This window comes from Streptosporangium sp. NPDC002721 (genome assembly GCF_042888905.1).
Lineage (GTDB): Bacteria > Actinomycetota > Actinomycetes > Streptosporangiales > Streptosporangiaceae > Streptosporangium.
In genome coordinates this window covers 181127-207636 of sequence record NZ_JBIAQI010000007.1, presented here as the reverse complement: position 1 = coordinate 207636, position 26510 = coordinate 181127, and the positions used below count along the sequence as shown (strand labels likewise).

The 26510-nt window shown below is 70.4% G+C and carries 24 protein-coding genes; 15 read left to right on the top strand and 9 right to left on the bottom strand.

Annotated features, from left to right (window positions below):
* The first annotated feature begins 20 nt into the window (after positions 1-20).
* Positions 21-1166 carry a hypothetical protein gene (locus ACFYWM_RS11630; RefSeq protein WP_389912390.1) on the top strand — a complete coding sequence of 382 codons (1146 nt, stop codon included), beginning with the start codon at positions 21-23 and terminating at the stop codon, positions 1164-1166.
* A 169-nt stretch (positions 1167-1335) separates the two neighbouring features.
* Here the strand turns inward: ACFYWM_RS11630 and ACFYWM_RS11625 are convergent, their stop codons facing one another.
* Positions 1336-1821 (bottom strand): GntR family transcriptional regulator, encoded by a 486-nt coding sequence (locus ACFYWM_RS11625; protein WP_389912387.1) that lies wholly within the window; start codon positions 1819-1821, stop codon positions 1336-1338.
* A gap of 107 nt (positions 1822-1928) precedes the next feature.
* Between ACFYWM_RS11625 and ACFYWM_RS11620 the strand changes: the two genes are divergently transcribed.
* Positions 1929-2252 carry a hypothetical protein gene (locus ACFYWM_RS11620; protein WP_389912384.1) on the top strand — a complete coding sequence of 108 codons (324 nt, stop codon included), beginning with the start codon at positions 1929-1931 and terminating at the stop codon, positions 2250-2252.
* Between the two features lie 190 nt (positions 2253-2442).
* Here ACFYWM_RS11620 and ACFYWM_RS11615 read toward each other — a convergent pair whose 3' ends face one another.
* The 3 genes from ACFYWM_RS11615 to ACFYWM_RS11605 all read right to left on the bottom strand — a co-directional run bounded on the left by ACFYWM_RS11615 (position 2443) and on the right by ACFYWM_RS11605 (position 5291).
* Positions 2443-3099, bottom strand: a complete 657-nt coding sequence (locus ACFYWM_RS11615; RefSeq protein ID WP_389912382.1) for a RadC family protein — start codon at positions 3097-3099, stop codon at positions 2443-2445.
* A 203-nt stretch (positions 3100-3302) separates the two neighbouring features.
* On the bottom strand, positions 3303-4370 hold the full coding sequence (locus ACFYWM_RS11610; RefSeq protein WP_389912379.1) for a glycerophosphodiester phosphodiesterase family protein: 1068 nt from the start codon (positions 4368-4370) through the stop codon (positions 3303-3305).
* Positions 4371-4568: 198 nt separating this feature from the next.
* Entirely contained in the window at positions 4569-5291 is a 723-nt protein-coding gene (locus ACFYWM_RS11605) for a GntR family transcriptional regulator (RefSeq protein WP_389912376.1), read from the bottom strand.
* A gap of 662 nt (positions 5292-5953) precedes the next feature.
* On the opposite strand from ACFYWM_RS11605, the gene dapA reads away from it, so the two are divergent.
* Positions 5954-6880 carry a 4-hydroxy-tetrahydrodipicolinate synthase gene (dapA, locus tag ACFYWM_RS11600; protein WP_389912373.1) on the top strand — a complete coding sequence of 309 codons (927 nt, stop codon included), beginning with the start codon at positions 5954-5956 and terminating at the stop codon, positions 6878-6880.
* Between the two features lie 163 nt (positions 6881-7043).
* Complete coding sequence (locus ACFYWM_RS11595) at positions 7044-8729, top strand: ribonuclease J (protein ID WP_389912371.1); 1686 nt, start codon at positions 7044-7046, stop codon at positions 8727-8729.
* A gap of 286 nt (positions 8730-9015) precedes the next feature.
* On the opposite strand, the gene ACFYWM_RS11590 is transcribed toward ACFYWM_RS11595, so the two are convergent.
* The gene (locus ACFYWM_RS11590; protein ID WP_389912369.1) at positions 9016-9699 is read right to left on the bottom strand and encodes a hypothetical protein; all 684 of its coding nucleotides are present in this window, start codon (positions 9697-9699) and stop codon (positions 9016-9018) included.
* 198 nt (positions 9700-9897) lie between these two features.
* On the opposite strand from ACFYWM_RS11590, the gene kduI reads away from it, so the two are divergent.
* The 4 genes from kduI to ACFYWM_RS11570 all read left to right on the top strand — a co-directional run bounded on the left by kduI (position 9898) and on the right by ACFYWM_RS11570 (position 12531).
* Positions 9898-10710, top strand: coding sequence for a 5-dehydro-4-deoxy-D-glucuronate isomerase (gene kduI, locus ACFYWM_RS11585; RefSeq protein ID WP_389912365.1), 813 nt, complete (start codon positions 9898-9900; stop codon positions 10708-10710).
* The gene (locus tag ACFYWM_RS11580; RefSeq protein ID WP_389912363.1) at positions 10710-11447 is read left to right on the top strand and encodes an SDR family oxidoreductase; all 738 of its coding nucleotides are present in this window, start codon (positions 10710-10712) and stop codon (positions 11445-11447) included. Before kduI ends, ACFYWM_RS11580 begins: the two co-directional genes overlap by 1 nt.
* A 17-nt stretch (positions 11448-11464) precedes the next feature.
* Positions 11465-12241 carry an IclR family transcriptional regulator gene (locus ACFYWM_RS11575; RefSeq protein WP_389912360.1) on the top strand — a complete coding sequence of 259 codons (777 nt, stop codon included), beginning with the start codon at positions 11465-11467 and terminating at the stop codon, positions 12239-12241.
* A 104-nt stretch (positions 12242-12345) separates the two neighbouring features.
* Positions 12346-12531, top strand: a complete 186-nt coding sequence (locus ACFYWM_RS11570) for a tautomerase family protein (RefSeq protein ID WP_389912358.1) — start codon at positions 12346-12348, stop codon at positions 12529-12531.
* A 466-nt stretch (positions 12532-12997) separates the two neighbouring features.
* Here ACFYWM_RS11570 and ACFYWM_RS11565 read toward each other — a convergent pair whose 3' ends face one another.
* A complete protein-coding gene (locus ACFYWM_RS11565; protein WP_389912355.1) occupies positions 12998-14512 on the bottom strand; it encodes a sodium:solute symporter family protein in 1515 nt (504 codons plus the stop codon).
* A 219-nt stretch (positions 14513-14731) separates the two neighbouring features.
* Between ACFYWM_RS11565 and ACFYWM_RS11560 the strand changes: the two genes are divergently transcribed.
* The 6 genes from ACFYWM_RS11560 to ACFYWM_RS11535 all read left to right on the top strand — a co-directional run bounded on the left by ACFYWM_RS11560 (position 14732) and on the right by ACFYWM_RS11535 (position 21573).
* Positions 14732-17248 (top strand): DNA translocase FtsK, encoded by a 2517-nt coding sequence (locus ACFYWM_RS11560; RefSeq protein ID WP_389912353.1) that lies wholly within the window; start codon positions 14732-14734, stop codon positions 17246-17248.
* Between the two features lie 155 nt (positions 17249-17403).
* The gene (locus tag ACFYWM_RS11555; RefSeq protein ID WP_389912350.1) at positions 17404-18162 is read left to right on the top strand and encodes a helix-turn-helix domain-containing protein; all 759 of its coding nucleotides are present in this window, start codon (positions 17404-17406) and stop codon (positions 18160-18162) included.
* 169 nt (positions 18163-18331) lie between these two features.
* The gene (gene rimO, locus ACFYWM_RS11550) at positions 18332-19741 is read left to right on the top strand and encodes a 30S ribosomal protein S12 methylthiotransferase RimO (RefSeq protein WP_389912347.1); all 1410 of its coding nucleotides are present in this window, start codon (positions 18332-18334) and stop codon (positions 19739-19741) included.
* A gap of 25 nt (positions 19742-19766) precedes the next feature.
* Positions 19767-20372 (top strand): CDP-diacylglycerol--glycerol-3-phosphate 3-phosphatidyltransferase, encoded by a 606-nt coding sequence (gene pgsA / locus ACFYWM_RS11545; RefSeq protein WP_389912345.1) that lies wholly within the window; start codon positions 19767-19769, stop codon positions 20370-20372.
* 142 nt (positions 20373-20514) lie between these two features.
* Positions 20515-21018: a CinA family protein gene (locus ACFYWM_RS11540; RefSeq protein WP_389912342.1), complete on the top strand. Its 504-nt coding sequence runs from the start codon at positions 20515-20517 to the stop codon at positions 21016-21018.
* A 207-nt stretch (positions 21019-21225) separates the two neighbouring features.
* On the top strand, positions 21226-21573 hold the full coding sequence (locus ACFYWM_RS11535; protein WP_030904158.1) for a helix-turn-helix domain-containing protein: 348 nt from the start codon (positions 21226-21228) through the stop codon (positions 21571-21573).
* On the opposite strand, the gene ACFYWM_RS11530 is transcribed toward ACFYWM_RS11535, so the two are convergent.
* The 3 genes from ACFYWM_RS11530 to ACFYWM_RS11520 all read right to left on the bottom strand — a co-directional run bounded on the left by ACFYWM_RS11530 (position 21570) and on the right by ACFYWM_RS11520 (position 24727).
* A complete protein-coding gene (locus ACFYWM_RS11530; protein WP_389912339.1) occupies positions 21570-22361 on the bottom strand; it encodes a DNA-formamidopyrimidine glycosylase family protein in 792 nt (263 codons plus the stop codon). The two genes, ACFYWM_RS11535 and ACFYWM_RS11530, sit on opposite strands and share 4 nt — an antisense overlap.
* 213 nt (positions 22362-22574) lie before the next feature.
* Entirely contained in the window at positions 22575-23024 is a 450-nt protein-coding gene (locus ACFYWM_RS11525; RefSeq protein WP_326637143.1) for an Rrf2 family transcriptional regulator, read from the bottom strand.
* A 20-nt stretch (positions 23025-23044) separates the two neighbouring features.
* Positions 23045-24727, bottom strand: a complete 1683-nt coding sequence (locus ACFYWM_RS11520; RefSeq protein WP_389912336.1) for a condensation domain-containing protein — start codon at positions 24725-24727, stop codon at positions 23045-23047.
* Positions 24728-25033: 306 nt separating this feature from the next.
* Here ACFYWM_RS11520 and ACFYWM_RS11515 point away from each other — a divergent pair, with 306 nt between their 5' ends.
* On the top strand, positions 25034-26212 hold the full coding sequence (locus ACFYWM_RS11515; RefSeq protein ID WP_389912333.1) for an ROK family protein: 1179 nt from the start codon (positions 25034-25036) through the stop codon (positions 26210-26212).
* The last annotated feature ends 298 nt before the right edge of the window (positions 26213-26510 follow it).

Here is a 26510-nt window from a genome sequence, read left to right as displayed (position 1 = left end):
GTCGCACGAAGATCTGAGTCATGGGCAATGAATCGGGATGGCGAATAGCGCTCTCCGCTCTGTTGATCGCGGGCCTGCTGACGGGAGACGCGGCGGGCCGGGTCGTGAGGCACGCCGGCCCGGCCGACGTGCAGCGGATCGGTGAGCTGGCCTCCCGCTGGCACCTGAGATACACGACCGGACCCGCGACTGCCGGCATCACGCACCGGGTCGTTCCCATCGCGGGAAACCAGGCATGGCTGTTCGTCACCGACGAAGGGCGCCCCGGTACGTCGTTGCTGCACTGGGACACCTCCGGCTGGAATCCCGTCGGCAGCCTGCCCGGCCAACTGAAGAAGGCCGGATACATCGACGTCGGCGCCTCTGCGTCCGGCGACGCGGTGTTGGTGATCAACCACGTGCCGAACGAATGGGATGATTCGACCGAGCACCTCTGGCAGTTCTCCGGTGGCCGCTGGACGCATCATCGTCCCCGCGGCCTGGGCTGGACCGGCGACTTCGCCGTCGTAGGCCGGAACGACGTATGGCTCGCGCAGGGAGGTGATCCCGAGGGACCTCCGGTCATGGCCCACTGGGATGGCACGGCCTTACGCTGGCAGACACCCCCGGAGGCGACGGACCTGGCCGTGGTGGCGGCGGCCGGTCCCGATGACGTGTGGGTGGCCGATGACAGGGGCTGGCCCAGAACGCTGCACTGGGACGGCGAGCGATGGAGCGTGACCCCGCTACCGTGCACTCCGGCTCTCGCCCGGCCCGATTGCCACGGACGTCCCTTCCTCAGCCGGTTGAGCGGCCTGGCGGCGGGGGCGAGGAACGACGCATGGGCGGTCGGCCCCGGCTGGGCCGACGGTGCCCGCCCGGTCGTCCTCCGCTGGAACGGCGTGGCGTGGAACCAGGTGAAACTCGATGTGAACCACCACACAGGGCTGGCGGCTGTGCGCACCGACCCCGTCGGCGGTGTGTGGATCGCCGCCAATCCCGCCGACGGAACGTCCTACGTGCTCAATCTGCGCGACGGCGAATGGACGAGGTCCGCTCTTCCGCGAAGTGATCCGCCCGCCCGCATCGTGGACATCGCTCCGGCGCCCGGCACCACCCACCTGTGGGTCCAGGCCCAGCACGGCGACGGCTCCGGGAAAACGTCCCTGATCTACGAACTCCAGTGACGCCCGGCCGGGGCCGGTGACCACCGGGACGCCAGGCTCTGGTGACTTCCCGCTTCATTGGCAAGATCAGAATCTCCTGGGGGATGACTCCGCTCCTGAGCCCGGGCAGGCGACGTAACCAGCCGCTACGAGTACTAGACCTGTAGGGATGAGTTTGTAGGCATAACTGCTACTTTGTCGCTTCGGGCCAGTCTTCGACGGGCGACACATATGTGCCGCGATACGACACGGTGAAGACCCATCCCTGGTCGCGTAGGAACGCCATCGCCTGGCGCACGGTGGCCTTGGCGACACCGTGCTTCTGCATGAGTTCTTTCTCGCTCGGCACCCGCCGGTTCTGGCGTAGCTCGCCTGCCTGAATCTGACGCCGTATATCAGCTGCGATCTGCTGATATACGGGAATCTGGTCCTCTGGCCGTGGGGTTCCGGGCTCGCCGACGAAGGTTCCCTCTCCCTGGACCGTGTACGCCAGGCCCTGCTCGCGCAACTCCCTCGCGACTCGACGTGCCGTCGTCCTGGCGATGCCGTACTCGACTTCGAGTTCCGTCTCGCTGGGCACGGCCTCGCCGAGGCCGAGATCGCCCGTCTCGATGCGCGCACGGATCATTTCGGCGACCTGTTTGTAGACCGGGACAGGGCCTTCACGGTCAAGCATGCCCGCATCATAGACCACAAGGTACGTATACCCACAAACTAGACACCTGGTAAACCTATGGATAGGTGCCCTAGACCACTGGTGAGCGAATGAACTATGGTGACCCGGTGAGCACATGGGGGATGGGTGTTCTCGCGGCGGCCAGGGTGTCGGGTGGGCGGCATCACGGGCGTCACGTGGCGCCGTTGCAGGTGGGTTACGAGCCGATCGACTGGAGGCCCGAGCGGCCGAGGGCCGACCGGTTGCGGATCAAGGAGCACACCTGTGACTGCCTGCCCACCTTCTACGAGCTCTGTCAGGCGGGCGGGCTGATGTTCGTACGGCGAACGGAACGGGCGAGAAAGGGAGTGGTCGTGCACGAGTCGCCCTGGGTGGTCGCCAAGTGGACACAGGAGCTGTGGCTTCGGCTCCTGATGGGAGCCGCCCACTGACCATCGGGCGCCGGGAGGAGGACGACTCCGGACCGGCGCCCACGAAAGCCCCCGACCTCCCTGATGGGGCCATGCCGTCCGGGGAGGTCGGGCGGCGGACCCGCATCGGCCGGAGGGGGCCGGTGCGGGTCCGCCGAACGGCCGGCCCGGCAGGCGTCCCTTCCCACACTCACCTGCCGGGCCTCGTCGCTCACGGGGGGACGCGGCGCCAGGCGGTGTCGGTGACGACGAGGTGGTCGAGGAAGCGCAGGCCGACCGTCTCGGCGGCGTCGCGCAGGCGGGCGGTGACCTCCAGGTCCGCGAGGCTGGGGTCGAGGGAGCCGCTGGGGTGGTTGTGGGCCATGCCGAAGGAGGAGCCGCCGGAGGTGAGGACGGTGCTCATGATCTCGCGGACCGGGGCCGGCGCGTGGTCGCTGCCGCCCTCGCTCACGATCGCCTTGCGGGTCACCGCGCCGCTCGGGTCGCACACCACGACGACCACCCGCTCGTGGCTGAGGCCGCGCAGCAGCGGGGCCGTCACGGCGGCCAGGTCCCCGGAGCAGGTGACGCGCCGGCGTTCAGGCTCGGCCTGCGCCTGCCGTACGAGATGGAAGGCCGCGATGACCCGGGCGGCCTTCGCGGGGCCGATGCCCGGCACCCGCATCAGGCGGTGGGCGTCGGAGCGGGCCAGGCCGTGCAGGTCTCCGCAGTGGGCGATCAGGTGGGAGGCGAGCTCCATCGCGTTGGTGCCCCGGCTGCCGGAGCCGATCAGCAGGGCGAGCAGCTCCCGGTCGGCCAGCGCGGTCGCCCCGCCGGCCAGGAGGCGCTCGCGCGGCTGGTCGTTGGCGGGCATGTCCTTGACGCGCATTCGGCACCTCCGGCTCGGGAAACCAGGTCGGTTCTACCAGGTGGCGCCGACATTCCGGCCGGAGGGCGAGAGAGAGGCGGCGGCCCCGCATCGGTCGGAGGGACCGGTGCGGGGCCGCCGTGCGGTGAGTGGTCCGGGGTGTCTCTTTCCAAACCCGCCTTCCGGCTCCGGTGACGAAGCCGACGCGGGACCTTCGGCCGGAACTACCTGCGGGAGTACGCCCGGGGGAGCTTGAACCCGCGCTCCGACATCACCTTGCGCAGGCGGTCGGGGTAGTCGGTGATGATGCCGTCGACGCCGTCGTCGATGAGCTTGTTCAGCGTCGGCTCGTCGTCGACGGTCCACGGGATCACCTTGATACCGAGGCTGTGCGCCTGGTCGACCATCTCCTTGGTGACGTAGGGCTGGTAGCCGGGGTCGGTGATCTTCCCGTTCTGCGGGGTGCCGTGCACGGGGGAGAAGGCGGTCGCGCCGAAGGACTTGATCGCCTTGAGCGGGTCGCCGCCGAAGTCGTCGATGTCGATCCCGCCGAGCCAGGGGGACGCGCCGGGCTGTCCGGTCTGCAGGAAGTCCTTGTTGGTCAGGGCCACGAGGGGCAGCTTCCGGTCGACCTGGCGCATCCGCATCAGCGCGCCCCAGTCGAAGCTCTGGACGGTGACCTGGCGCCGCATCCCGGCCTTGCGGATCTCGGCCGCGACAACCTGGACGAACTGCTCCCTGGGTGCCGTCTGCTGCGGCGCCCCGGCCTCGACCTTGGTCTCGACGTTGAGCATGACGTCGTGCGCGCGGTAGCGCTTGACCAGGTCGAACACCTCGCTCAGCAGGGGCATCCGAGCGCCGGGCGACGGCCGCTGGCCGGGGAACTCCGCCAGCGTCTGGCTGCCGCAGTCCATGGTCCTGACCTGCGCCAGGGTCAGCGTGTTGATGAACTTGCCGACGTAGGGGAACTCGGGGTCGCCGTCGAACGCGGGGGCGGTGTCGCGGCACTTCCTGCCGTTGATCTGCCGGTCGTGGGTGACGACCGCCCTGCCGTCCTCGGTGATCTGCACGTCGAGTTCGAGCGTGCTGACCCCGAGCTCCAGCCCGTTGGCGAACGAGGCGAGGGTGCTCTCCACGACCAGACCCAGCCCACCCCGGTGGGCCTGCAGGTCGAAGGTGCGGCGGTGGTGCCTGTCGCCGTCGCCGTCCCCGTCGGCGAACGCCGTACCGGACAGCGCCCCCATCGCGACGCCGATCGTCGCGATCACTGCGGCCGCACGCCATCTACGCATCTTTTGTCCCTCTTCGTGGCTGATCTGTCGGGTGACCGGATCAGAGTCAGCCACGCGTGCGGCCAGAGGGGATATTGGGACTGAAGGGAGTTTTAAAGCTTTATGACCGTTTCTCTGTCCAGTGAGAGCGGCCTCTCGGGCTGCCTGGGTTGCCGCGACAGGGGGACGCCGGGCCGTGCGGGCCTTCGGGTCGGGGCCTCAGGGGTGCAGCGGGTGGCTGTAGACGAGGCGGAAGCGGTCGCCGGGGACGACGATGTCGCTGGTCTCCACCGGGCGGTCTCCGGCCCAGTGGGTGCGCTCGACGTGCAGGACCTGCACGCCCGCGGGCAGGGCGAGGGCATCGCTCTCGGCCGGTTGCGGGACGCGGGTGTAGACCTGCTCGACGATCTCGGTGACCTTGACGCCGATGGCCGACAGGCGGGCGATCAGGCTCCGGGGGCTCTCCTCGGCGGTCTCGCCGAACTCGGCGGGCTCGTAGGAGGTGGCCAGCTGGATCGGCTTGCCGTCGCCGCGGAAGATGTAGTGAATGCGGGTGACGGGGGCCGACTCGTCCAGCCGGAGGCGGTGGGCGATGTCCGGGGTGGCTCCGGCGGGCTCGGCCCGCCAGTCCCAGGTGGCCCGGGTGCCCTGCGACTGGATGTCGGCGCCGAAGGGGGCGTGGTGGTCGTGGAAACGCCATCGGTGCAGGGGGAGCAGCACCGGCCGTTCTCGTACGTAGTGCCCGGAACCGACGCGGCCGACGATCAGGCCCTCGGCGACGAGCACGCGCAGCGCGTGCCGGGCGGCGGTCTCACCCACGCCGTATTTCCTGGTCAGCTGGGCGCGCGAGGGGATCGGGGCGCCGGGGGAGAGGGAGCCGTCGACGATCTGACGCCGGATGTCGGCGACGACGCGCAGGTAGACAGGATCGGAGCTTGCCACGTGTCCATCCCTGGGGGTCTGGGGCGTTGTCCCATCCTGTCGTATTCAATGCACAACGCAGGGTAATGGCTCCGATTTGGAGCTCCAACTTTACCGCCGCTCCCAGAAGTGGCCAAAAATATCTCAGAGACCCTGTAACGCCCGCGTAAGGAGCACCGATTCAACGGTAGAGGTCGTCGATGTGTGTACCCCCGAGCACATATCGGCGGCCTCTTTCTCGTTCAAGGACACCTTCGCCGCCGTTAAAATGGACAAAGTTCTAGTTATTTCACGTAATCGGGCGCGAGGCTGGCTGGTGTCGCTTTTCGGCCGTTTTGCTCCCTCGGTGGTGACCGGCTTCCCCCTTTTCGGTCTCCGGCGGAGACCGCTCGGATCCGTGCCCCGGTGATAGTCCCGGTGATAGCGCCCGTCCCGCCGCCCGTGACGCCCGTCCCGCCGCCCGTGACGCCCGGCCAGATCGTCGTTCCGCCCTCCCGTGCGACGGGCCCGGACGGCCCGCGGAGGGCTCCGGCCGGGGTCCGTCGCCGCGGCGGTGTATATCCGCGTGTACGGTGTGCAGCGGGCACCTCGGGGGGATGTTCGCTCTTGGGCCCATCGGTGGACGGAGGTTAGGCGGGGTGGCGGGGTCCACCGTTTCAGCGGATCCAGGTAGCGTTCGGTCTATGGCAGCGCCAACTGGAACCTCCGACGCCCCCTTCGGCCGCATGCTGACCGCGATGGTCACACCGTTCACGAGTGACGGAGCGGTCGACTACGAGACAGCGGGGCGCATCGCCACCTACCTGGTGGACGAGCAGCGTAACGACGGCATCGTCGTGAGCGGTACGACGGGGGAGTCCCCGACGACCACCGACGACGAGAAGGAGCGCCTCCTGCGCGCCGTCGTCGAGGCGGTCGGCGACCGCGCCACGGTCGTCGCCGGAGCCGGGACCTACGACACCCACCACAGCGTGGGGCTGGCCAAAGCCGCCGAGCGCGCCGGGGCCCACGGTCTCCTGCTGGTGACGCCGTACTACAGCAAGCCCCCCCAGGAGGGGATCTACCGCCACTTCACCACGGTGGCGGACGCGACGGCCCTGCCGGTGATGCTCTACGACATCCCCGGCCGGAGCGGCGTGCCGATCCGGAGCGAGACGCTGGTGCGGCTCGCCGGGCACGAGCGGATCGTCGCGGTGAAGGACGCCAAGGCCGACCTGTTCGAGGGGTCGCAGGTCATCGCGTCCACCGGCCTGGCCTACTACTCGGGTGACGACACGCTCAACCTGCCGTGGCTGTCGGTGGGGGCCGTGGGGTGCGTCAGCGTGATCGGCCACGTCGCGGGCGCGGAGATCGCCGCGATGATCGAGGCGTACCGCTCCGGGGACGTCGCGGGCGCGCTCGCCATCCACCGCAGGCTGCTTCCCGTGGTCTCCGCGATCATGATGCAGGCCGGTGGGGCGATCATGGCGAAGGCGGCGCTGTCCCTGGTCGGGCAGCCCGCGGGGCCGATGCGCCTGCCCCTGGTGGAGGCGACCCGGGAGCAGCTCGCGAGGCTGCGCGAAGACTTGATCGCGGGCGGTGTGAAGCTGTCCGACGAAGTTGTGACATGAGGTAAACGCCGCGGCCCTCACCGGCCGCATTCGGGAGGAACGAGAGTTTGCGAGAAAGAAGACACCACGGTCCGCAGGGGGACGGAGTGCTCGGCGAGGGAGTAGTCCTGCTGCCCACGAGGGCCTCCGTCGCACGTGAGACCTCTGAGAGAGGTGTGGCCGGATGAGTCACCCCCACCCCGAACTCGGGCTGCCGCCCGCGCTGCCCGAGGGTGCCCTGCGCATCGTCGCGCTGGGCGGTCTCGGCGAGATCGGCCGCAACATGGCCGTGTTCGAGTACGAAGGCCGTCTGCTGATCGTCGACTGCGGGGTGCTGTTCCCCGAGCCCGACCAGCCCGGCATCGACCTGATCCTGCCCGACTTCGAGTACATCCGGGACCGCCTGGACGACGTCGAGGCCGTGGTCCTGACCCACGCGCACGAGGACCACATCGGTGCCGTGCCCTACCTGCTGCGCGAGCGCCGCGACATCCCGATCGTGGGATCCAAGCTGACGCTGGCGCTGATCGAGGCCAAGCTCACCGAGCACCGCATCCAGCCGACCAAGCGCGAGGTCGTGGAGGGGGAGCGGCATCGGTTCGGGCCGTTCGAGTGCGAGTTCCTCGCCGTCAACCACTCCATCCCCGACGCGCTGGCCGTCGCGATCAGGACGCCCGCGGGCATCGTCCTGCACACCGGCGACTTCCGGATGGACCAGCTGCCCAGTGACGGGCGGCTGACCGACCTGGGCGGGTTCGCCAGGCTCGGCGGCGAGGGCGTCGACCTGCTGATGTCCGACTCGACCAACGCCGAGGTGCCGGGCTTCGTCACCAGCGAGCGGGAGATCGCGCCGGTCATCGACGAGGTCGTCCGCACCGCGAGCAAGCGCGTGATCGTGGCGAGCTTCGCCTCCCACATCCACCGCGTCCAGCAGGTCATCGACTCGGCGGAGAAGCACGGCCGCAAGGTCGCGCTGGTCGGCCGCTCGATGGTGCGCAACATGGGCGTCGCCCGCGACCTGGGCTACCTGCGGGTCTCGCCGGGCCTGATCGTCGACGCCAAGGAGATCGAGGGCTGGCCGCCGGAGGACGTGGTGCTGATCTGCACCGGGTCCCAGGGCGAGCCGATGGCGGCGCTGTCGCGCATGGCCAACCGCGACCACCCGATCCGCATCGCCGAGGGCGACACGGTCCTGCTCGCCTCCTCGCTGGTGCCGGGCAACGAGACCGCGGTCAACAACGTGATCAACGGTCTGTCGCGCTGGGGCGCCCGCGTGGTGCACAAGGGCAACGCGAAGGTGCACGTCTCCGGGCACGCCGCGGCCGGTGAGCTGCTGTACGTGCTCAACCTGACGCGGCCGTCCAACTTCATGCCGGTGCACGGCGAGTGGCGTCACCTGCGGGCGCACGCCAAGCTGGCCGCGCTGACCGGGGTGCCCGACGACCACATCGTGATCGCCGAGGACGGCGTCGTGGTGGACCTGGTCGACGGCCGGGCCAAGATCGTGGGCGCGGTTCCGGCCGGTTACGTCTACGTGGACGGCACCTCGGTGGGCGACGTCACCGACTTCGCGCTGAAGGACCGCCGCATCCTGGGCGAGGAGGGCTTCATCTCCATCGTCATCGTGGTCGACACCGCCACCGGCAAGCTCGCCGCCGGGCCGGAGATCCACGCCAGGGGATCCGGCATCGACCCGGCCATGTTCGACGACATCCTGCCGCAGGTCGAGAGGGCCCTGCAGGAGAACGCGGCCGACGGGGTGGTGGACATCCAGCAGGTCCGCCGGGTGGTCCGCAGGACCGTGGGGCGCTGGGTGAGCGACACCTACCGCCGCCGCCCGATGATCATTCCCGTGGTGGTCGAGGTCTGACCCCCGCACCGTACGGCGGCTTCACCGGTCGCCGTACGGCCCCTCGGGGCCCGGACCGGCCCGGTGGCTCACAGGCCGCCGGACGGGCCTCCGGGCCGTCCGGGCCGGCCCGTGGACCCGGCACCCGGATCCTTCGCCGTGCCCGTCGCCGTACGGGCGCGGACGCCGGCCTTCCGGGCCTTCCCTGTGGCTTTCCGGGCCTTCCCCGCGCTGTTCCGAGGGCCCTCCCCGCGTAGGCCCCCCGCGTGAGCCCCTTTCGCGATGTCCGGCGGGCCTCTCGTGGCGGTCAGCAGACGCCGCGCAGCGAGCAGACCTTGGCCGCCATCTTCCTGGCGTCCTTCAGCTGCTTGGTGAAGTCGGAGCCGCGCACCTTGCCGTACTCGCCCGCCAGCAGGTAGACCGCCACGGCCCGGCCCTCGCGGACGACGACGGCCCGCTGCCCGCCGATGACCGGGCGCACGCCCTTGGCGTCGTAGCCCTGGAGGGCGATCCGCACGGCCCGGTCGCCGGCCCTGACGGGTTCGGCCCAGGTCTTGGTGACCGTGCCCTCGGACTTGACGCGGGCGCACCGCTCGACCTGCGCGAGGAGCCCGGCCAGCGCCTTACGGGCGGCGGCCGTGGAGCGGTAGATCACCAGCTGCTCGCCGGAGTGGTACTCGGGGGCCTGGTAGTCGACGGTCCGCATGGCCACCCGGTCGCGGTCGCTGGGACGGCGCAGGCCGCACGGGTTGATCTCCAGGTTCGCGCCCAGCCTGTCGCTGATGGTCCACTTCTCCTCGCCCGGGTACCTCACCGGCTTGCGGGCCTGGGACTCGTGCAGCAGGAAGTTCCTCGGGATCCCCGCGACGGCCCCTTCCGTCCCGGTCTCCGCGAGGGCGGTGCCCCCGGTGAGGGCGGTCGCGAGGAGCGCGCCCGCGACCGTGCCCGCCGCCACCAGCCTTGTCGTCGCCCGTGCCGTGCCAGTCGTCATCGCTCTTTCCCATCCGTCCGAAGGTGCTCCCTATGTGAGACCCGGTTCCGGCGGGAAAGGTTCTCACTCCGACGATCGTTTTCCGGGCGCCCGCGCGTAACGGGAATCGGGATGAGTGCGCCGGGAGGGGGGCCGTTGTATGCTCACAGTGTTCTATGTAGCAGCTTACGATTTCATGTAATAGAACATGGAGGGGCGATGGAGGTACGGCACGCCACGGCACCCGACCAGATCACCGGGGCGACCACCGACTGGCTGCGCCGCCGGTTCCTGGTGGAGCGGCTCTTCGTGCCCGGGGAGGTCCGGCTGCTCTACTCCCACGAAGATCGCATCGTGGTCGGCGGAGCCCTGCCGGGCGACGGGCCGCTGACCCTGCACTGTCCCGACCCGCTCAGGTCGGAGTACTTCCTGGAGCGCCGCGAGCTCGGCGTGGTCAACATCGGCGAGCCGGGCACGGTGACCGTCGACGGCACCGCGTACCCCCTGGCCCCCAAGGAGTGCCTCTACGTCGGCAGGGGAGCCCGCGAGGTGGTCTTCGAGGGGGGCGCCTTCTATCTGGTCTCCACCCCCGCGCACGCCACCCTCCCGACGGCCGCCGCGACCCTGGAGGACGCCGAGCCGGTACGGCTGGGCGGCCAGGACGGTTCCAACGACCGGACGATCTACAAGTACATCCACGCCAAGGGCATCCAGAGCTGCCAGCTCGTGCTCGGCGTGACCGTGCTGGAGCCCGGCAGCATGTGGAACACCATGCCCTGCCACACCCACGAGCGCAGGACCGAGGTCTATCTCTACTTCGACCTGCCGCCCGGCGAGCGGGTGATCCACCTGATGGGACGGCCCGACGAGACGCGCAACCTCGTCGTCGCCGACCGGCAGGCGGTCGTCTCCCCGTCCTGGTCGGTGCACTGCGGCTTCGGCACGAGGAGCTACTCCTTCGTCTGGGCGATGGGCGGGGAGAACCAGGCCTTCGAGGACATGGAGCAGGTCGAGATCGGCGAGCTGCGCTGATGTTCTCACTGGAGGGCAGGACCGCGCTGGTCACCGGCGCGCGGACCGGGATCGGCCGGGCCCTCGCCGTGGGCCTGGCGGCGGCGGGGGCCGACATCGTGCTGCACGGTCGCGACGACGACCTGGACGAGGTCGAGGCGGAGGTCCGCAAGACCGGCAGGCAGGCCTCCCGGTGGATCCTCGACCTTTCGGACCCGGGCGCCGTCCCCGAGGCGGCCGGGCGGCTGGGCCCGGTCGACGTGCTGGTCAACAACGCCGGGATCATCCGCAGGGCCCCGGCGGCCGAGCATCCCCACGAGTCCTTCCGCGAGGTGCTCGACGTCAATCTGGACGCCGTCTTCCTGCTCAGCCAGGTCCTCGGGGCGCGGATGCTCGCCCGGGGCTCCGGGAAGATCATCATGATCGCCTCCATGCTGTCCTTCCAGGGCGGCGTCAACGTCGTCGGCTACACCGCGGCCAAGCACGGCGTCGCCGGGCTCACGCGGGCGCTGGCCTGCGAGTGGGCGGGTTCGGGCGTGCAGGTGAACGCGATCGCCCCCGGCTACATCAGGACCGGCAACACCGAGCGGCTCTGGGACGACCCGGCGCGCGAGGCCGAGATCAGGGGCCGCATCCCGGCCGGGCGCTGGGGCAGGCCGGAGGACCTCGTGGGCGCCGCCGTCTTCCTGGCGTCGGGCGCCTCCGACTACGTAAACGGGCACCTGCTGGCGGTCGACGGAGGCTGGTTGGCACGCTGACCAGTAGGCTCACGATCGTGGTCAGGGAAGGCAGTTCCATCGACAAGGCGCTGGCGGTGCTGGAGGCGATCGCCGAGCACCACCGCGTGACCGACATAGCCGCCGCGACGGGCGTGTCCAAGTCGACCGTCCATCGCATCCTCCAGTCGCTCGTCGAATGGGGGTTCGCGCGGGCCGACGGCAGCGGCGGCTACGAGCCGGGCCCTCGGATCCTCACGCTGGCCGGCCGGGTCATGAACCGCTTCGACCCGGCCCGCCAGGCCTCCGGCGCGCTCAGCGCCCTGCACGAGCGGATCGGTTACACCACGCACTTCGCGATCCGCAGCGGGGACGAGGCGGTCTACGTCGACAAGCTGGAGGGGCGGCGGCCCTACCAGATGCCCTCCCGCGTCGGGATGAGCCTGCGCCTGCACTGCACCGCGATCGGCAAGGCGGTCCTGGCCCAGCTCGGCGCCGACGAGGTCCGCGCCATCTGCGCCCGTACGGGCATGCCCGCCCCGACCGCCACCACGCTGGCGACGCCCGAGGCCCTGCTGGCCGACCTGGAGTTGGTACGGTCCCGCGGCTACTCGCTCGACGACGAGGAGAACCTGCCCGGCATCCTCTGCGTGGGCGCCCCGGTCTTCGACCACACCGGCCAGGTGCTCGGCGGCATCTCCATCTCCGCGCTGGCGATGGACATGGGCCGCGACGACCTGGAGCGGTTCGCGCCCGACGTCGTCGCCGCGGCCCGCGAGGTCTCCGCCGCCCTCGGCGCCCCCGGCGCCGCCGGCGTCACAGTGCTCAACGGCTGAGCCGGCCCGCGTCCCTGATTTCCTAGTCGGTCACGATCTTCGCTTGTTCCATGTAATGGAATGTGATGTCATGTTATGCAACAATCTGACCTGGAGGACTCAGCATGCCGAACATCACCGTGGAACTCCTGTCCGGCAGGACCCTCGACCAGCGCCGAGAGTTCGCGGCGGCGCTCACCGAGGCGGCCGTGGACATCCTGAAGGCGCGCCGCGAGGCGGTCCGCATCCTCTTCACCGAGATCGAGAAGTCGGACGTGGCCAACGGTGGCGTCCTGGAGTCCGACAAGTAGTCGAGGTCCGCCAGGGGCCGGGCTCCGGCGGGCGGGGTCCGGTAGGTGGGTGAGGTCCGAAAGGGGCCGGGTTCCGGCGGGCGGGGTCCGGTAAGCGGGTGAGATCCGGTAGGTAGCCGGGTTCCGGCAGGCGGTCCGGTGGGAGCCGGACTTCCCGGCCGGCCGAATTCCCGGCCGGCGTGTTTCCCCTCCCCTTCCGGTGGAAGAAGCATGTCCCCGGGCGGGTGGGTCCTGGAGCCCGCCACGCCCGGGGACGGCCGCGTGGCCGCCGGTCACGCCGCGCCTGGAGCCCCGCACCGAGGGCCGTGTCCGGAGTCCCCGCCCCGGGGATCAGGCACGGAAAAGCCTCCGCCACGCCGTGGAGGCCCGCCCGTGTCGGGAACGCCCGCGGCGCCGCGGGGCACCCCATGCGTGAAGGCCCCCACCACGCGGTGGGGGCCCACGCCGTACCGGGGGAGGGTGGCCGTCAGCCGACCGCCCCGGCACGCTGCTGCTGCTCGGGGTCGGTGGACCCGGGCTCGGTGGACAGGGAGTCGACGAGCGCGTCGCGGTCCTCGCGGTTCTCCGGCTTCAGGAAGCCGATCACCACGTACAGGATCAGCGAGGTGACCAGCGGCACGCCGACGACCATCGCCGTGTCCTTGGACTCGATGATCCACTTGATGTACGCCCAGACGCCCAGCCCGGCGGCCCAGGAGGCGATGGCCGCGGTCGGGCCGCTCCGCTTGAACCAAGGCAGCATGCCCAGCATCAGCGGGATCGAGATCGGCCCCATCGTCGCCGCGACCAGGTCGACGACGATCTTCAGCACGACGCCCTGACCCTCGGTCGAGATCGCGATCACCATGCTGATCAGGACGAAGGTGAACGTGGTCACCCGGGCGAAGGTCAGCTCGGCCCGCGCCGACAGCTCGCGCACCCTGCGGACGATCACCGGGGCGATGTCCCTGGTGATGACCGAGGAGATCACGTTGGCGTCGGAGGCGACCATGGCCATGGTGTGCGAGAAGAAGCCCGCGAGCACCAGTCCGATCAGGCCCTGCGGCAGCAGGGTCTGCGCCAGCTTGACGTACGCCTCCTCGGCGTTGGCCAGGCCCGGCACGATGAGCGGCGCGGCGAACATCGGGATGAACAGGATGAGCGGCCAGATCAGCCACAGCGCGCTGGACAGCAGCGCCGAGCGCTTGGCGGCCGAGCCCGAGGGCGAGGCCATGTAGCGCTGGGCCAGGTTCCACATGCCGCCGTTGTACTCGAAGGTCTTGATGAAGAGCATGGCCAGGAAGAACGTCGTGGTGTACGGCCCGGCGAACGGGTCGCCGTGGCCGGGGGGCAGCTTGTCCCACATGGTCCACAAAGTGGAGACGCCGCCCAGCTGGGCCATGATCGCGACGAACATGGCGATGCCCGCGACGCCCTGGATGACGAACTGCCCGAAGTCGGTGAGCACGTCCGCCCACAGCCCTCCGGCGGTGATGTAGACCAGCGTGACGGCCCCGGTGATCAGGATGCCCCACTGGATCGGGATGCCCGCGAAACCCCTGAGCAGGATGGCGATCGCCACCCACTTGGCCGCGATGTCCACGACCTTCAGCAGCGCGCCGCTGTAGGCCAGCACCTGCTGGGTCGGCAGGTTGTAGCGCCGGGCCAGGTACTCCAGCGGGGAGACCACGCCGTGCTTGGAACGCAGCCGGTTCCATCGGGCGGCCCACACGAAGGCGCCGATGCCGATGCCGAGGCCGATCGTCAGCGCCCACCAGACGTACATGGCGAGCCCGTAGTTGTAGGCCACGGCCGCGAACGCCACGAACATGATCGCGCTGTATCCCGACATGTGGTGCGAGATGCCGGACAGCCACCAGGGGATACGGCCCCCGGCGGTGAAGAAGTCGATCACGGTTTTGATGCGGCGCTTCGACCACACGCCGATACCGATCATGACAAGGAAGTACGCGCCCAGAACGGACCAGTCGAGTGCGGACATGTGTCTCCTCCCAACGCCCTGTTGGTCAGGAGGTTCTACTACATGAAACGCAATGTCAATACATGGAATGGAAGACGCTTTCCAGGGGGTAAATGGGACTTTTAGTGCGCCGAATCACCGTTCACGAAGTATCGACCGATCTTGTGAAACGTCGGCGAGGGGAGGACGGCCCGGCGAGTCGGCGCGCAATCCACCACCCGTCTCGTTAACCTCCCTAACATGGCCACCCGTACGTCTAAAGGCTCCTCAGGAAAGCCCCCCGGCAAGGGGTCCTCCGGCCGTTCGGGCGCCTCCCAGGCCCGTACGGCCCCCGCCAGGCGGGCGCCCGCCGGCCGGGCGAGGAGCACGAGCCAGGCCCGCAAGCCCTCACCCCAGCACGACCCGATCAGCTGGGTGCTCATCATGATCGGCAAGCTGTTCATGGGCATCTGGATGCTCCTGGCGGGGGGCATCGGCAGCGCCGCGCGGGCCCTGGGGCAGAACGCGCGCGAGCTCGACCCCGTGCACCGCCGCGACGGGCTCGGCCTGACGGTGTTCGCCGGGGCGATCGTGCTGGCCGCGATGACCTGGCGCAAGAACACCGGTACGGTCTCCACCGTGGTCGACGGCGTCATGCGCGGCGTCTTCGGCGCGCTGACCTGGGTGATCCCGATCCTTCTCATGCTGCTGGCCTGGCGACTGCTGCGTCACCCCGACCAGAACGCCGACACCGGCCGGATGATCATCGGCTGGTCCGCCCTCACCATCGGGGTACTCGGTGTCGTGCACGTCGTCCACGGCACGCCCTACCCCTCCGGGGGCAGCTCCGACGGCATGGACAAGGTGTCGGCCGCCGGGGGCATGATCGGCTTCATCGTCTCGGCGCCCCCGGCGAGCATCCTGCCGTCCTTCATCACCATCCCGCTGCTGCTGATCATGTCGGGCTTCGGCATCCTGGTGATCACCGCGACGCCGGTGCACCGGGTCCCCGAGCGGCTGGCCGAGATCCGGCACATGCTCTTCAACCGCGACCAGCCCCCCGCGCCGCGCGTCTCCAGGAGGAAGCCCTCCACGCGCAAGAAGGCGGAGCCCGAGGGCGCCGAGCTGGGCGACCACGTCAAGCCCTACGACACGCCCCTGGTCGCCGAGACGCCCGGCGGGACCCCGGAACACTCCCCGGAGATCGTGCCCGGCCTGGTGGACGAAGAGGTGGTCAGGACTGAGCCGTCCACGCCTCCCGAGCCGACCCCGGCTCCGCGCAAGGTCGAGCAGCTCGTCCTGTCGCCCCAGGCCGGCCCGTACACCCTGCCCGAGTCGCAGCTCCTGCGCCCCGGCACCGCGCCCAAGCCGCAGACGAAGGCCAACACCGTCGTCGTCAACGCGCTGACCAGCGTGATGGAGCAGTTCGCCATCGACGCCCAGGTGATCGGCTTCACCCGGGGGCCGACGGTGACGCGCTACGAGATCGAGCTCGGCCCGGCGGTCAAGGTCGAGAAGGTCACCGCGCTCACCAAGAACATCGCGTACGCGGTCAAGTCAGCAGATGTCCGGATTTTGTCCCCGATCCCCGGCAAGTCGGCGATCGGGGTCGAGATCCCCAACACCGACAAGGACCTCGTCTCCCTCGGCGACATCCTGCGCTCCCCGGTGGCCCAGGCCGACCACCACCCGATGATCGTCGGGCTCGGCAAGGACGTCGAGGGGCGCACGATAGTGGCCAACCTGGCCAAGATGCCGCACCTGCTCATCGCGGGCGCCACCGGCGCGGGAAAGTCGGTCTGCGTCAACGGGCTGATCACCTCGATCCTGATGCGGGCCACCCCCGACGAGGTCCGCATGGTCCTGGTCGACCCCAAGCGGGTCGAGCTCAGCGTCTACGAGGGCATCCCGCACCTCATCACGCCGATCATCACCAACCCCAAGAAGGCCGCCGAGGCCCTGGAGTGGGTCGTCGGGGAGATGGACCGCCGCTACGACGACCTGGCCGCCAGCGGCTTCCGGCACGTCGACGACTTCAACAAGGCGGTCCGCGCCGGCAAGCTGGTGCCGCCGCCGGGCAGCGAGCGGGTCTACCAGCCCTACCCGTACCTGCTGGTGATCGTCGACGAGCTCGCCGACCTGATGATGGTCGCCCCGCGCGACGTCGAGGACTCCATCGTCCGCATCACCCAGCTCGCCCGCGCCGCCGGGATCCACCTGGTCATCGCCACCCAGCGCCCCAGCGTGGACGTGGTCACCGGCCTGATCAAGGCCAACGTGCCCTCCCGGCTCGCCTTCGCGACCTCCTCGCTCGCCGACTCCCGGGTCATCCTGGACCAGCCGGGCGCCGAGAAGCTCGTCGGGCAGGGCGACTCGCTCTTCCTGCCGATGGGCGCCAGCAAGCCCATGCGGCTGCAGAACGCCTTCGTCTCCGAGAAGGAGATCGGCGAGATCGTCGGGCACTGCAAGGCCCAGATGGCGGTCGAGTACCGCGACGACGTGTCCGCCGTGACGGCCGCCAAGAAGGAGATCGACGAGGACATCGGCGACGACCTCGACCTGCTGGTCCAGGCGGCCGAGCTCATCGTGACCACCCAGTTCGGCTCGACCTCGATGCTCCAGCGCAAGCTCAGGGTCGGCTTCGCCAAGGCGGGCCGCCTGATGGACCTGCTGGAGAGCAGGAACGTCGTCGGGCCCAGCGAGGGGTCGAAGGCGCGCGAGGTCATGGTCAAGCCGGACGAGCTCCCCGGCCTGCTCGCCGACCTGCGCGGGGGCTGACAGTGCTGCACGGGGGACGCGCGGGGGCTGACAAGTGCTGCACGGGGGACGCGCGGGGGCCGTACGGGAATGGCACCCCCCGCCGCGCATCCCCCGCACGGTTACTGATTGAATAGGTACCGCTACGCAACGTCGGGGGCTGAGAGGCGTGCGCCATGGGCATTGGAAGCGATCTGGCGGATGCCAGGCGGTCGATGGGGATGACCGTCGGGCAGTTGAGCGCGCGGACACGCATTCGCGAGGTGCTCATCCAGGCAATCGAGAGGAATGACTTCTCCCAATGCGGGGGAGATTTCTACGCGCGGGGCCATATAAGAAACATCGCCAAGATCGTCGGTCTCGATCCCGAGGCGCTGGTGCACCGCTACGACGAGCAGCACGGGGGCGTGCCGCTGCCGGTGCGGGCCTCCAGCGTCTTCCAGGCCGACATGCCGCTGAAGATCCGTGAGCGCCGCTCGCCCAACTGGACGACGGCGATGGCGGTGGCCCTGGGCATCGTGGTCATTTTCGGCGTGGTGCGGACCATGGGCGGGGGCGACACCCCCGTGGCGGACCTGCGCCCGATGCCGGTGCCCGCCGCGCAGCCACCGCCCCCGGCCGGTTCCAACCCCGGCTCGCCGCGCCGGGCGTCGTCGCTGGCCGAGGAGAGGCGGCGCGACATCGTCGTCCTCGAGGTCAGGGCGAAGCGCACCTCCTGGCTCGACGTGCAGGACGCGGGCGGCCGGCGGATCTTCTCGGGAACGCTCGCGGCGGGCAGGACCTCGACCTGGAAGGCGAAGGCCGGCATGAAGGTCACCTTCGGCGACGGGGGAGCCGTCTCGCTGAAGGTGAACGGCAAGAGCGTGGGCACCCCGGGCCGCCGGGGACAGGTCGTCAACCGCTCCTACGAGGCCCCGGCCACCAAGAAGCGCTAGGTCACACCGTGTGAAGCACCTCCCGGGCGTCCTCGCCGCCGGGCTCCGGCCGGGCGCCCGGGGTGTCCCGGCGGGGGTGTCCTCCGGGGCGGGGCGGGGGGTGCGGGGACCCCTGAATGGGGGGAGGTGCATCGGGTGGTGGCCAACTCCCGATACCGTAGTGTTCACCATGTCATCCCGCCGAACCGCATCGCTGATCACGCTTGGTTGCGCACGCAACGAGGTCGACTCCGAGGAACTCGCCGCTCGTCTTGAGGCTGCCGGTTGGCAGCTGGGCGACGACGATCCCGACGTCGTCGTCGTCAACACGTGCGGCTTCATCGACTCGGCGAAAAAGGACTCCATCGACACGCTGCTCGCCGCGGCCGACTCCGGGGCCAAGGTGGTCGCCGCGGGCTGCATGGCGGAACGGTACGGCGACCAGCTCGCCGACGCGCTGCCCGAGGCCGCCGCGGTCATCTCCTTCGACGACTACACCGACATCGGCACGCGCCTCGACGACGTGCTGGCGGGCAAGTCGCTCGTCCCGCACAGTCCCCGCGACCGCAGGACCCTGCTGCCGATCTCGCCGGTGGAACGCGCCGCCGCTCCCAAGACGGCCATCCCCGGCCACGGCGAGCTGCCCGAGGGCCTGGCCCCCGCCAGCGGCCCCCGGCCGCTCCGCAAACGCCTGGGCGACGGCCCGGTGGCCTCGCTGAAGCTCGCCTCCGGCTGCGACCGGCGCTGCACGTTCTGCGCCATCCCGGCCTTCCGCGGGGCGTACGTCTCGCGCGGCGCCGAGGAGCTCCTCGGCGAGGCCGCCTGGCTGGCCGAGCAGGGCGTCAAGGAGCTGGTGCTGGTCAGCGAGAACTCCACCTCCTACGGCAAGGACCTGGGCGACCTGAGGGCGCTGGAGAAGCTGCTGCCGTCCCTGGCCGCGACCGAGGGCGTCGAGCGGGTGCGCGTCAGCTACCTGCAGCCCGCCGAGCTCCGTCCGGGGCTGCTGGAGATCATCGCCTCGACCGAGGGCGTGGCCCCCTACTTCGACCTGTCCTTCCAGCACGCCAGCGGCCCGGTGCTGCGCCGGATGCGGCGCTTCGGCGACCCCCGGCGTTTCCTGGACCTCCTGGAGTCGATCCGCGCCCACGCCCCCGAGGCGGGCGTGCGCTCCAACTTCATCGTGGGCTTCCCCGGCGAGACCGAGGAGGAGTTCGGCGAGCTGGTGGGCTTCCTGGAGGAGGCCAGGCTCGACGTGATCGGCGTGTTCGGCTACTCCGACGAGGACGGCACCGAGGCGGCCTCGCTGCCCGGCAAGCTCGACCAGGAGGTCGTCGACGCCCGGGTGTCCGCGCTCACCGAGCTGGCCGAGGAGCTCATGGCCCAGCGCGCCGAGGAGCGGATCGGCACCGAGGTCGACGTCCTGATCGAGGAGGACCTGGGCGACGGCGGCTACGAGGGCCGCGCCGCCCACCAGGGGCCCGAGGTCGACGGTTCTGTAACGGTCCAGGGCATCGGGCTGGTCCCCGGCCAGATCGTCCGGGCCGTCGTGGTCGACTCCGAGGGCGTCGACCTGATCGCCCGCATCAAGGCGGCTCCATGAACGCGCCGCCGGGCCGGGAGAGCGTATGACCAACACGCCAGAGACCGGCACCGACTCGACCTCGGCATCCGCGCGCCCCAAGGTGAGCGCCTGGAACATCGCCAACGTCGTGACGGTGATACGGCTGGCGATGGTTCCGTTCTTCGCGGCCTGCCTCTTCCTGCCGGGATCCGGCTGGCGGGCCGCGGCGCTGGTGGTCTTCCTGGTGGCCTCGCTCACCGACCTGCTCGACGGCGAACTGGCCCGCCGCTACGGCCTGATCACCGACTTCGGGAAGATCGCCGATCCGATCGCCGACAAGGCCCTCATCGGTGCCGCCCTGATCAGCCTCTCGGTGCTGGGGGAGCTGCCCTGGTGGGTCACCGTCGTGATCCTGGGCAGGGAGCTGGGCGTCACCGCGCTGAGGTTCGCGGTCATCCGGCACGGCGTCATCCCGGCCAGCTACGGCGGGAAGGTGAAGACCGTCCTGCAGATCGCCGCGATCGTCTCCTACATCTGGCCGGGCGTGCCCGATCCGGTCCGCTGGTTCGCCATGGGCGCGGCGGTCCTGGTCACCGTCGCCACCGGTCTCGACTACGTGATCCGGGCGATCAAACTGCGGCAGGTCGCGAAACGGGCGCGGGCCATATGAGACGGGCCACGCGCGGTTCGAGGCGGGCCGGCCGTACGGGGCGGACCGGCCTTGTGGGGCTGACCGGTCGTGTGGGGCGGGCGGTATGCGGTGCGAGGCGGGCCGACCGTGTGGGATGGGCCGATCCTGTGGGGTGGGCCGGATGAGCCGGGGCCTGCTCGCGGCCACCGAGGTCCTCTCCCTCCTCGTCCGCAGGGGCGAGACGGTGGCGGTGGCCGAGTCGCTGACCGCCGGGCTGATCTGCGCGTCCCTCACCGGCCCTCCCGGGGCCTCCGCGGCCTTCCTGGGCGGGGTCGTCTCCTACGCCACCGAGCTCAAGCACCGGCTGCTGAACGTCCCCGCCGACCTGCTCGCCCGCGAGGGGGCGGTCCACCCGGAGGTCGCCGCCGCCATGGCCGACGGGGTGCGCCGCCTGACCGGTTCCACGTACGGGCTCGCGGTCACCGGGGTGGCCGGGCCGGATCCGCAGGACGGCAAGCCGGTGGGCACCGTGCATCTCGCCGTTAGCGGACCGGACGGGCGGGTATGGCACCGGGATCCGCGACTCGCCGGGACGCGCGACCAGATCCGGGAGTCGACAGTGAATGAGGCCGTAGACCTCCTCCGAGGTGTGCTGGAGACTAACGTGAGGGAACATTCAGGATGATTACCGCGTTACGTCCCCAGCGAACATGCTCCACATGGTCTGCCGCGTTGTCGGTCCATACAGGTACGGTGGAACGGTGAGTGAGGTAAAGGTCAAGCGATGATGACGGCGAGGAGTATGTACCAAGGGTCGCGTTCGAAGAACGGGCGGCACGAACCGATAGCGCGGAGTGTCGTGAAGACATCCGCGCCGGGGAGGGAGCGACAGATGGTCCTGCTGCGTCAGCTGCTCGGTGACGTGCTGCGGCGGCTGAGGGTGCGGCAGAGTCGCACCCTGCGTGAGGTGTCCACACTGGCTCGGGTTTCTCTTGGATATCTGTCCGAGGTGGAGCGTGGTCAGAAGGAGGCCTCTTCAGAGCTGCTCGCGTCGATCTGCGGTGCCTTGGGCGTGCCGCTTTCACAGGTTCTCCGCGAGGTTTCCGATCAATTCGCCCTGGCCGAGCTGCAGCATGCTCCGGTGCTGGCGGGCGATGTCCCGGAACGGGAGCGTCTGCCGATCCCCGAAACCGTGCCCGATTCCGTGTTTCCCGAGGTCAACGACATGGTCGCTGCCTAGCCGGTCGGTCCTTCCGGCTGGCAGTGACGGCACCAGACGATCAGCCGTTCCTGCGGCTGTGCGCCCATCTCCCCACGACTGATCCGACGCCCGCAGCGTAGGCAAGGCCGCCCGGCCCTGCCGTAGACCCAGGTGCTCCGTCCCGGACGGAGGTCGCCTGTCGTCGTCCTGCTCGGGCGTTCCTTGTTGGCGTCCATCAGCCGCCACGCGATCGACACGATCGCGCCCAGGTCCTCAACCGCTCCCACCGGTCGCCACGGCGACACTCCGGCGAGGAAAAGCGTCTCGGCGCGATAGATGGTGCCGATTCCCGCCAGGTTGCGCTGATCGAGCAGCGCGACCCCGATGCTTGTTTCAGGCTGTCGTGCCAGCCGCCGTACGGCCTCCGCCTCGTCCCAGTCCTCCCCGAGCAGATCGGGTCCGAGATGTCCGACGAGCCGTTCCTCCTCCTCGGTGGCGACCAGGTCGACCATGCCCAGCCGCACCCCCGCCGCCTGCCATCTCTCGTTGGCGAGCACCAGGCGGACGACGTCGCCCCCGGGCAGCCCTCGCCCCGTCGGTGAGATGTGCCACGTCCCGTCCATCCGCAGGTGGGTGTGGACGGTGAGTCCCCCCTCGACCCTGGTGAGCAGGTGCTTGCCGCGCGAGACGGTCTCCAGCACCGTCCTGCCGGTCAGGTCGGCCGTGGAGTGGCGCGGTACGCGGAAGTCCGAGCGGATCAGCACTCGCCCGTCGAGCGCCCGGCCGAGCCGCAGGGCGGAGAGACGGATGACGTCACCCTCGGGCACGGCGGCCGTCCCGGGAGGCGGGCCGGTGCCGGGGGAAGGGCCGGTCCGGTGCGGTGAGCCGGCTTTGGGACGCGGACCGGCTCCGGACGGCGGGCCGACGACGGGACGCGGGTCGATCCCGGGCGGCGGTCCGGTTTTCGGGCATGGGCCGGTGGCGGGGGGTGGGCCGGGCTCGTGCGGGCCGGGCCCCTGCGAGCGGCCGGGCCGGCACGGTCAGTCCCAGGCCGCGGGGTCGGCCGACAGGCTGCGGACCCGCTCGGGGAGGGCGCCGGTGGCCACGTTCTCCAGCGTGACCTCCTCCAGGATCGCCCGTTCGCTGGCGCGCAGCGCGATCCAGACCTGCTGCAGCGACTCGGCGGGGCCCCGGTAGCCGACATGCTCGGGCCGTTCCCCCCTGACGTTGGCGAGCGGGCCGTCGACGGCGCGGATCACGTCGGCGAGACTGATCTCCGCGGGCGGGCGGGCGAGGACGTAGCCTCCCTCGGGGCCGCGCTGGCCGCGCACCAGTCCGGCGCGGCGCATCTGGAGCAGGATGTTCTCAAGATACTTGGGAGGCATGTCCTGCTCCTTGGCCAGCTCACCCACCGTGGTAGGGCCGTCACCGGCAGCGGCGAGTTCGGCGGCGGCACGGAGGGCATAGTCGACACGAGCGGATAGGCGCATGTAACCGATTATCCCGCCTGCTATTGGTTCCTTATGCGCGCGGGGCCGGGGGAGATGGAGTGGCGTCCGTCGCCCTCGGTGACGACGGGGCCGTGGAGCGACGCGCCGGTGGGTCCCGCCGCGTGCACGACGTAGTGGTGAGGTGCCATCGCGGAGGTGCGGCCCGGCAGCAGGGCGAGGCAGGCGGCGTGGATCTCCCCAGGGGTTCCGGAGGTGACGTGGCAGGTCAGACGCCCTTCCGGGTCGTACGTCACCCGGTGGGGACGCCCCTGAACCGCTTCACCGACGAGCCGTTCCACCGCGCGGAGGTCCACCCAGCAGGAGTCGGTGTAGATCCACTCCGGGCCGCGCTCGATAGGTGAAATTCCTGATATTTCAGAAATGTCGGAAATTTGGATGTCTCCGTTCCCGGCCGCGACCAGCAGCCGGACGATCCCGGTCCCGAAGCCCTCCGCCTCGGCCCGGCTCATCACCCGTGGATCGATCCAGAGTGTCAGGTCCACCACGTCCTCCAGCCGGTTGGCCCAGAGTGCGAGGTGGGCGGGGAGCGAGGCGGCCGGGAGCCAGTCGCACTCGATCTCGGCGGACGGCTCGGGCTCGGGCCCGGGGACGGTGACGCCGCTCATGTCGTTGAAGACGCAGTCGCGGGCGAAGTCCACGCCCCGCTCGGCGTTGACGGCCCCGATCACCTCCCACAGCGCGACGGAGTCGAAACGGCTGTGCTGGTATCCGGACAGGGACGCGGCGCGGAAGCGGCGGACCGCCTCGTCGAAGGTGGAGGCGTCGAGATCCGCGACCATCAGCGCGTCCTGGGCGAGCGGGCCGACGTAGTCGCGCAGCTCGGGTCGTACCCGGTTGCTGGCCAGCGACGCGATCACGCAGGACCGCTGGGTGTTGCGCAGGCCGACGAGTACCCCCAGGGCGGCGAGCGTGATCGCCGAGCGGCTGGCGCCCGTACGGCTCGCGACGGCTTCCAGCGCCCTGGCCGCCACCGCCGAGCGGACCCGCAGCCGGGGCCGGATCGCGTCGGTGTCGGCCCTGGCCGCCTCGTCGACCGCGAACATCGACTGCGGTGCCCGCCTGAGCCCGCTCTCCCAGTGCCGCAGGGCCGCCTCGGTCCGGCGCAGGGCGGCCGGGGTGCCCTCGGCGGTCGCGAGGTCCAGCGGCTGCGTCGGGCACGGCGACGGGACGGCGACCCCCCGGATCAGGCGCTCCCACTCCCTCATGACGGTGGCCAGCCCGATGGCGTCGACCGAGGTGTGCGGCAGGACGAAGACCACCAGGCGGGGCGTCCCGTCCTCGGTGATCACGGCGACCCTGATCGGGAGCTCGGCCCGCAGGTCGAACCGGGTGCCCTGCATCCGCAGGCCCACCTCCTCGGCGACCTCGTCGAGGAGACCCGTCCCCGCGCCGGCCCCCGCGTCGTGCAGCTCGACGGGCAGGGAGCCGGATCCGCTCACGACCTGGACGTCGGAGTGGATGGTGGCGCGCAGGCCCTCGTGCCGGGAGAGCAGGCGCCCGACCGCCTCGGTGACGGCGCTCAGGGGTGTCCCCTCGGAGAGGCGCTTGGTGACGCGGAAGTTCATGTGGAGCGGCGGGTCGCGGAGCACGCAACGCGCCATGTTGGCCTGGCCCATGGTCATGGGCCCCTGCCGGGTCCGCGAACCGGTGTATTCGGCTGCGATCGTGATGACGGTGTCCATGTCGAAACCTGCCTCGCCACCCGACGGCAAGGGTCTTACTGAAAAGAACCTTTACCGTTTTCGGGAGTGTTCCACGCGCCGGGCCGACGTCGCAAGCCCTTGATTTCCGGGCGTCGCGATGATCGGCGGGGGAGCGGCGGCGGCGAAACGGCGATGAGCAGGGGCGCGACACGGCAGGGGACACCCCCGGCAGCCCTGCCCGGCACCCGGGCGGGGCTAAACTATCAGGAAGCCTTATTAAGAATAGAACCGTTATTCTTGATGAAAGTATCGCGACGGGGAAACGGCGAACAAGAGAGCATGCGTATGGAGCGACGTCCTGGCGTGCCCAGGCTATTGCGGGAGATCAACGACAGGGCCGCCCTGGAGCTGCTGCTCGCTTCCGGACCGCTGACGCGGGGGCAGATCGGTGAGCTCACCGGCCTGTCCAAGGTGACGGCGTCGCAGACGCTCGCCCGCCTGGAGGGGCGCGGGCTGGTGGAGGTCGCGGGGGAGCAGGCGGGGGGCCGCGGGCCCAATGCCGCGCTTTATGGGATTATTTCCTCTTCTGCCTATGTGGCGGGTCTGGACGTCGGTCCCGAATTCGTCACGACCGCCATCGCCGATATCCACGGGGAGATCGTGGCCGAGGTACGGGTGGCGCCGAGCGGGCACGACGATCCGGTGGCCCTCGTGCACAACGCGGTGGTCAAGGCGTGCCGGTCGGCCAAGGTCGCGCTCTCCAAGCTGCGCTCGGTCGTCATCGGCACCCCGGGCGTGGTCGACCCCCGCACCGGCGACGTGCGGTTCTCCTTCGACCTGCCCGGCTGGCACGAGGGCATCCACGAGGCCCTCGCCCGTGACCTGCGGCGCGACGTCCGGATAGAGAACGACGTGAACCTCGTCGCCATCGCCGAGCGCACCCTCGGCGCCGCCCGCGAGGTCGACGACTTCGTGCTGCTGTGGGTGGGGCGCGGCATCGGCCTCGGCGTCGTGCTCGGCGGGCGGCTGCACCGGGGACGCTCCGGCAGCGCGGGCGAGATCGGCTACCTGCCGGTGCCGGGGGTGCCGCTGGCCGAGGACGTACGGGCCGTGCCGGGCAGGCTGCCGTCGCTCGCCGGGGGCCTGCAGTCCCTGGTCAGCGCCGAGGCGGTCGCCGAGCTCGCCGCGACGTACGGCTTCGAGGGGGAGAGTGCCGCCGAGTGCGTCGCGGCGGCGGTCGCGGCGGGCGAGCGGGGCGAGCCCCTGATCGACGACATCGCGGGGAGGCTGGCGCTGGGGGTGGCGTCGGTGTGCGTCGTGCTCGACCCGGGGCTCGTGGTGCTCGCGGGGGAGGTCAGCAGGGCCGGGGGCGACGAGCTCACCACCAGGATCGAGGAGGCGGTGGCCAGGAGCTGCCCGGTCCGGCCGCAGGTGGTGGCCAGCGAGGTGGGCGGCAACCCGGTGCTGCGCGGGGCCGTGATCGCCGCCCTGGACCAGGCCAGGGAGGAGATCTTCGCGTCCTGAGCCCGGGAGGTCAGGGGTCTTCGGTCCGGGTGGGGCTCATGGGGTCCGCGCCGTGACACCTCCACTGGAAGGATGTCCGGGGTCTTCGGTCCGGGTGGGGCTCAGGGAGTCCGCGCCGTGACACCTCCACCGGAAAGATGTCCGAGGGCTTCGGTCCGGGTGGGGCCCGGGGGCCGGGTTTCGACGTTCCGGTTCGGAATCTTCGGGGTGCGGAGCCCCGGGATTCCCGTTGTTCGGCCGGACAGGTGATTCTTCTCGGCGAACGGCCGTTGCGCGGTGGGCAAGATCCCCTATGCTG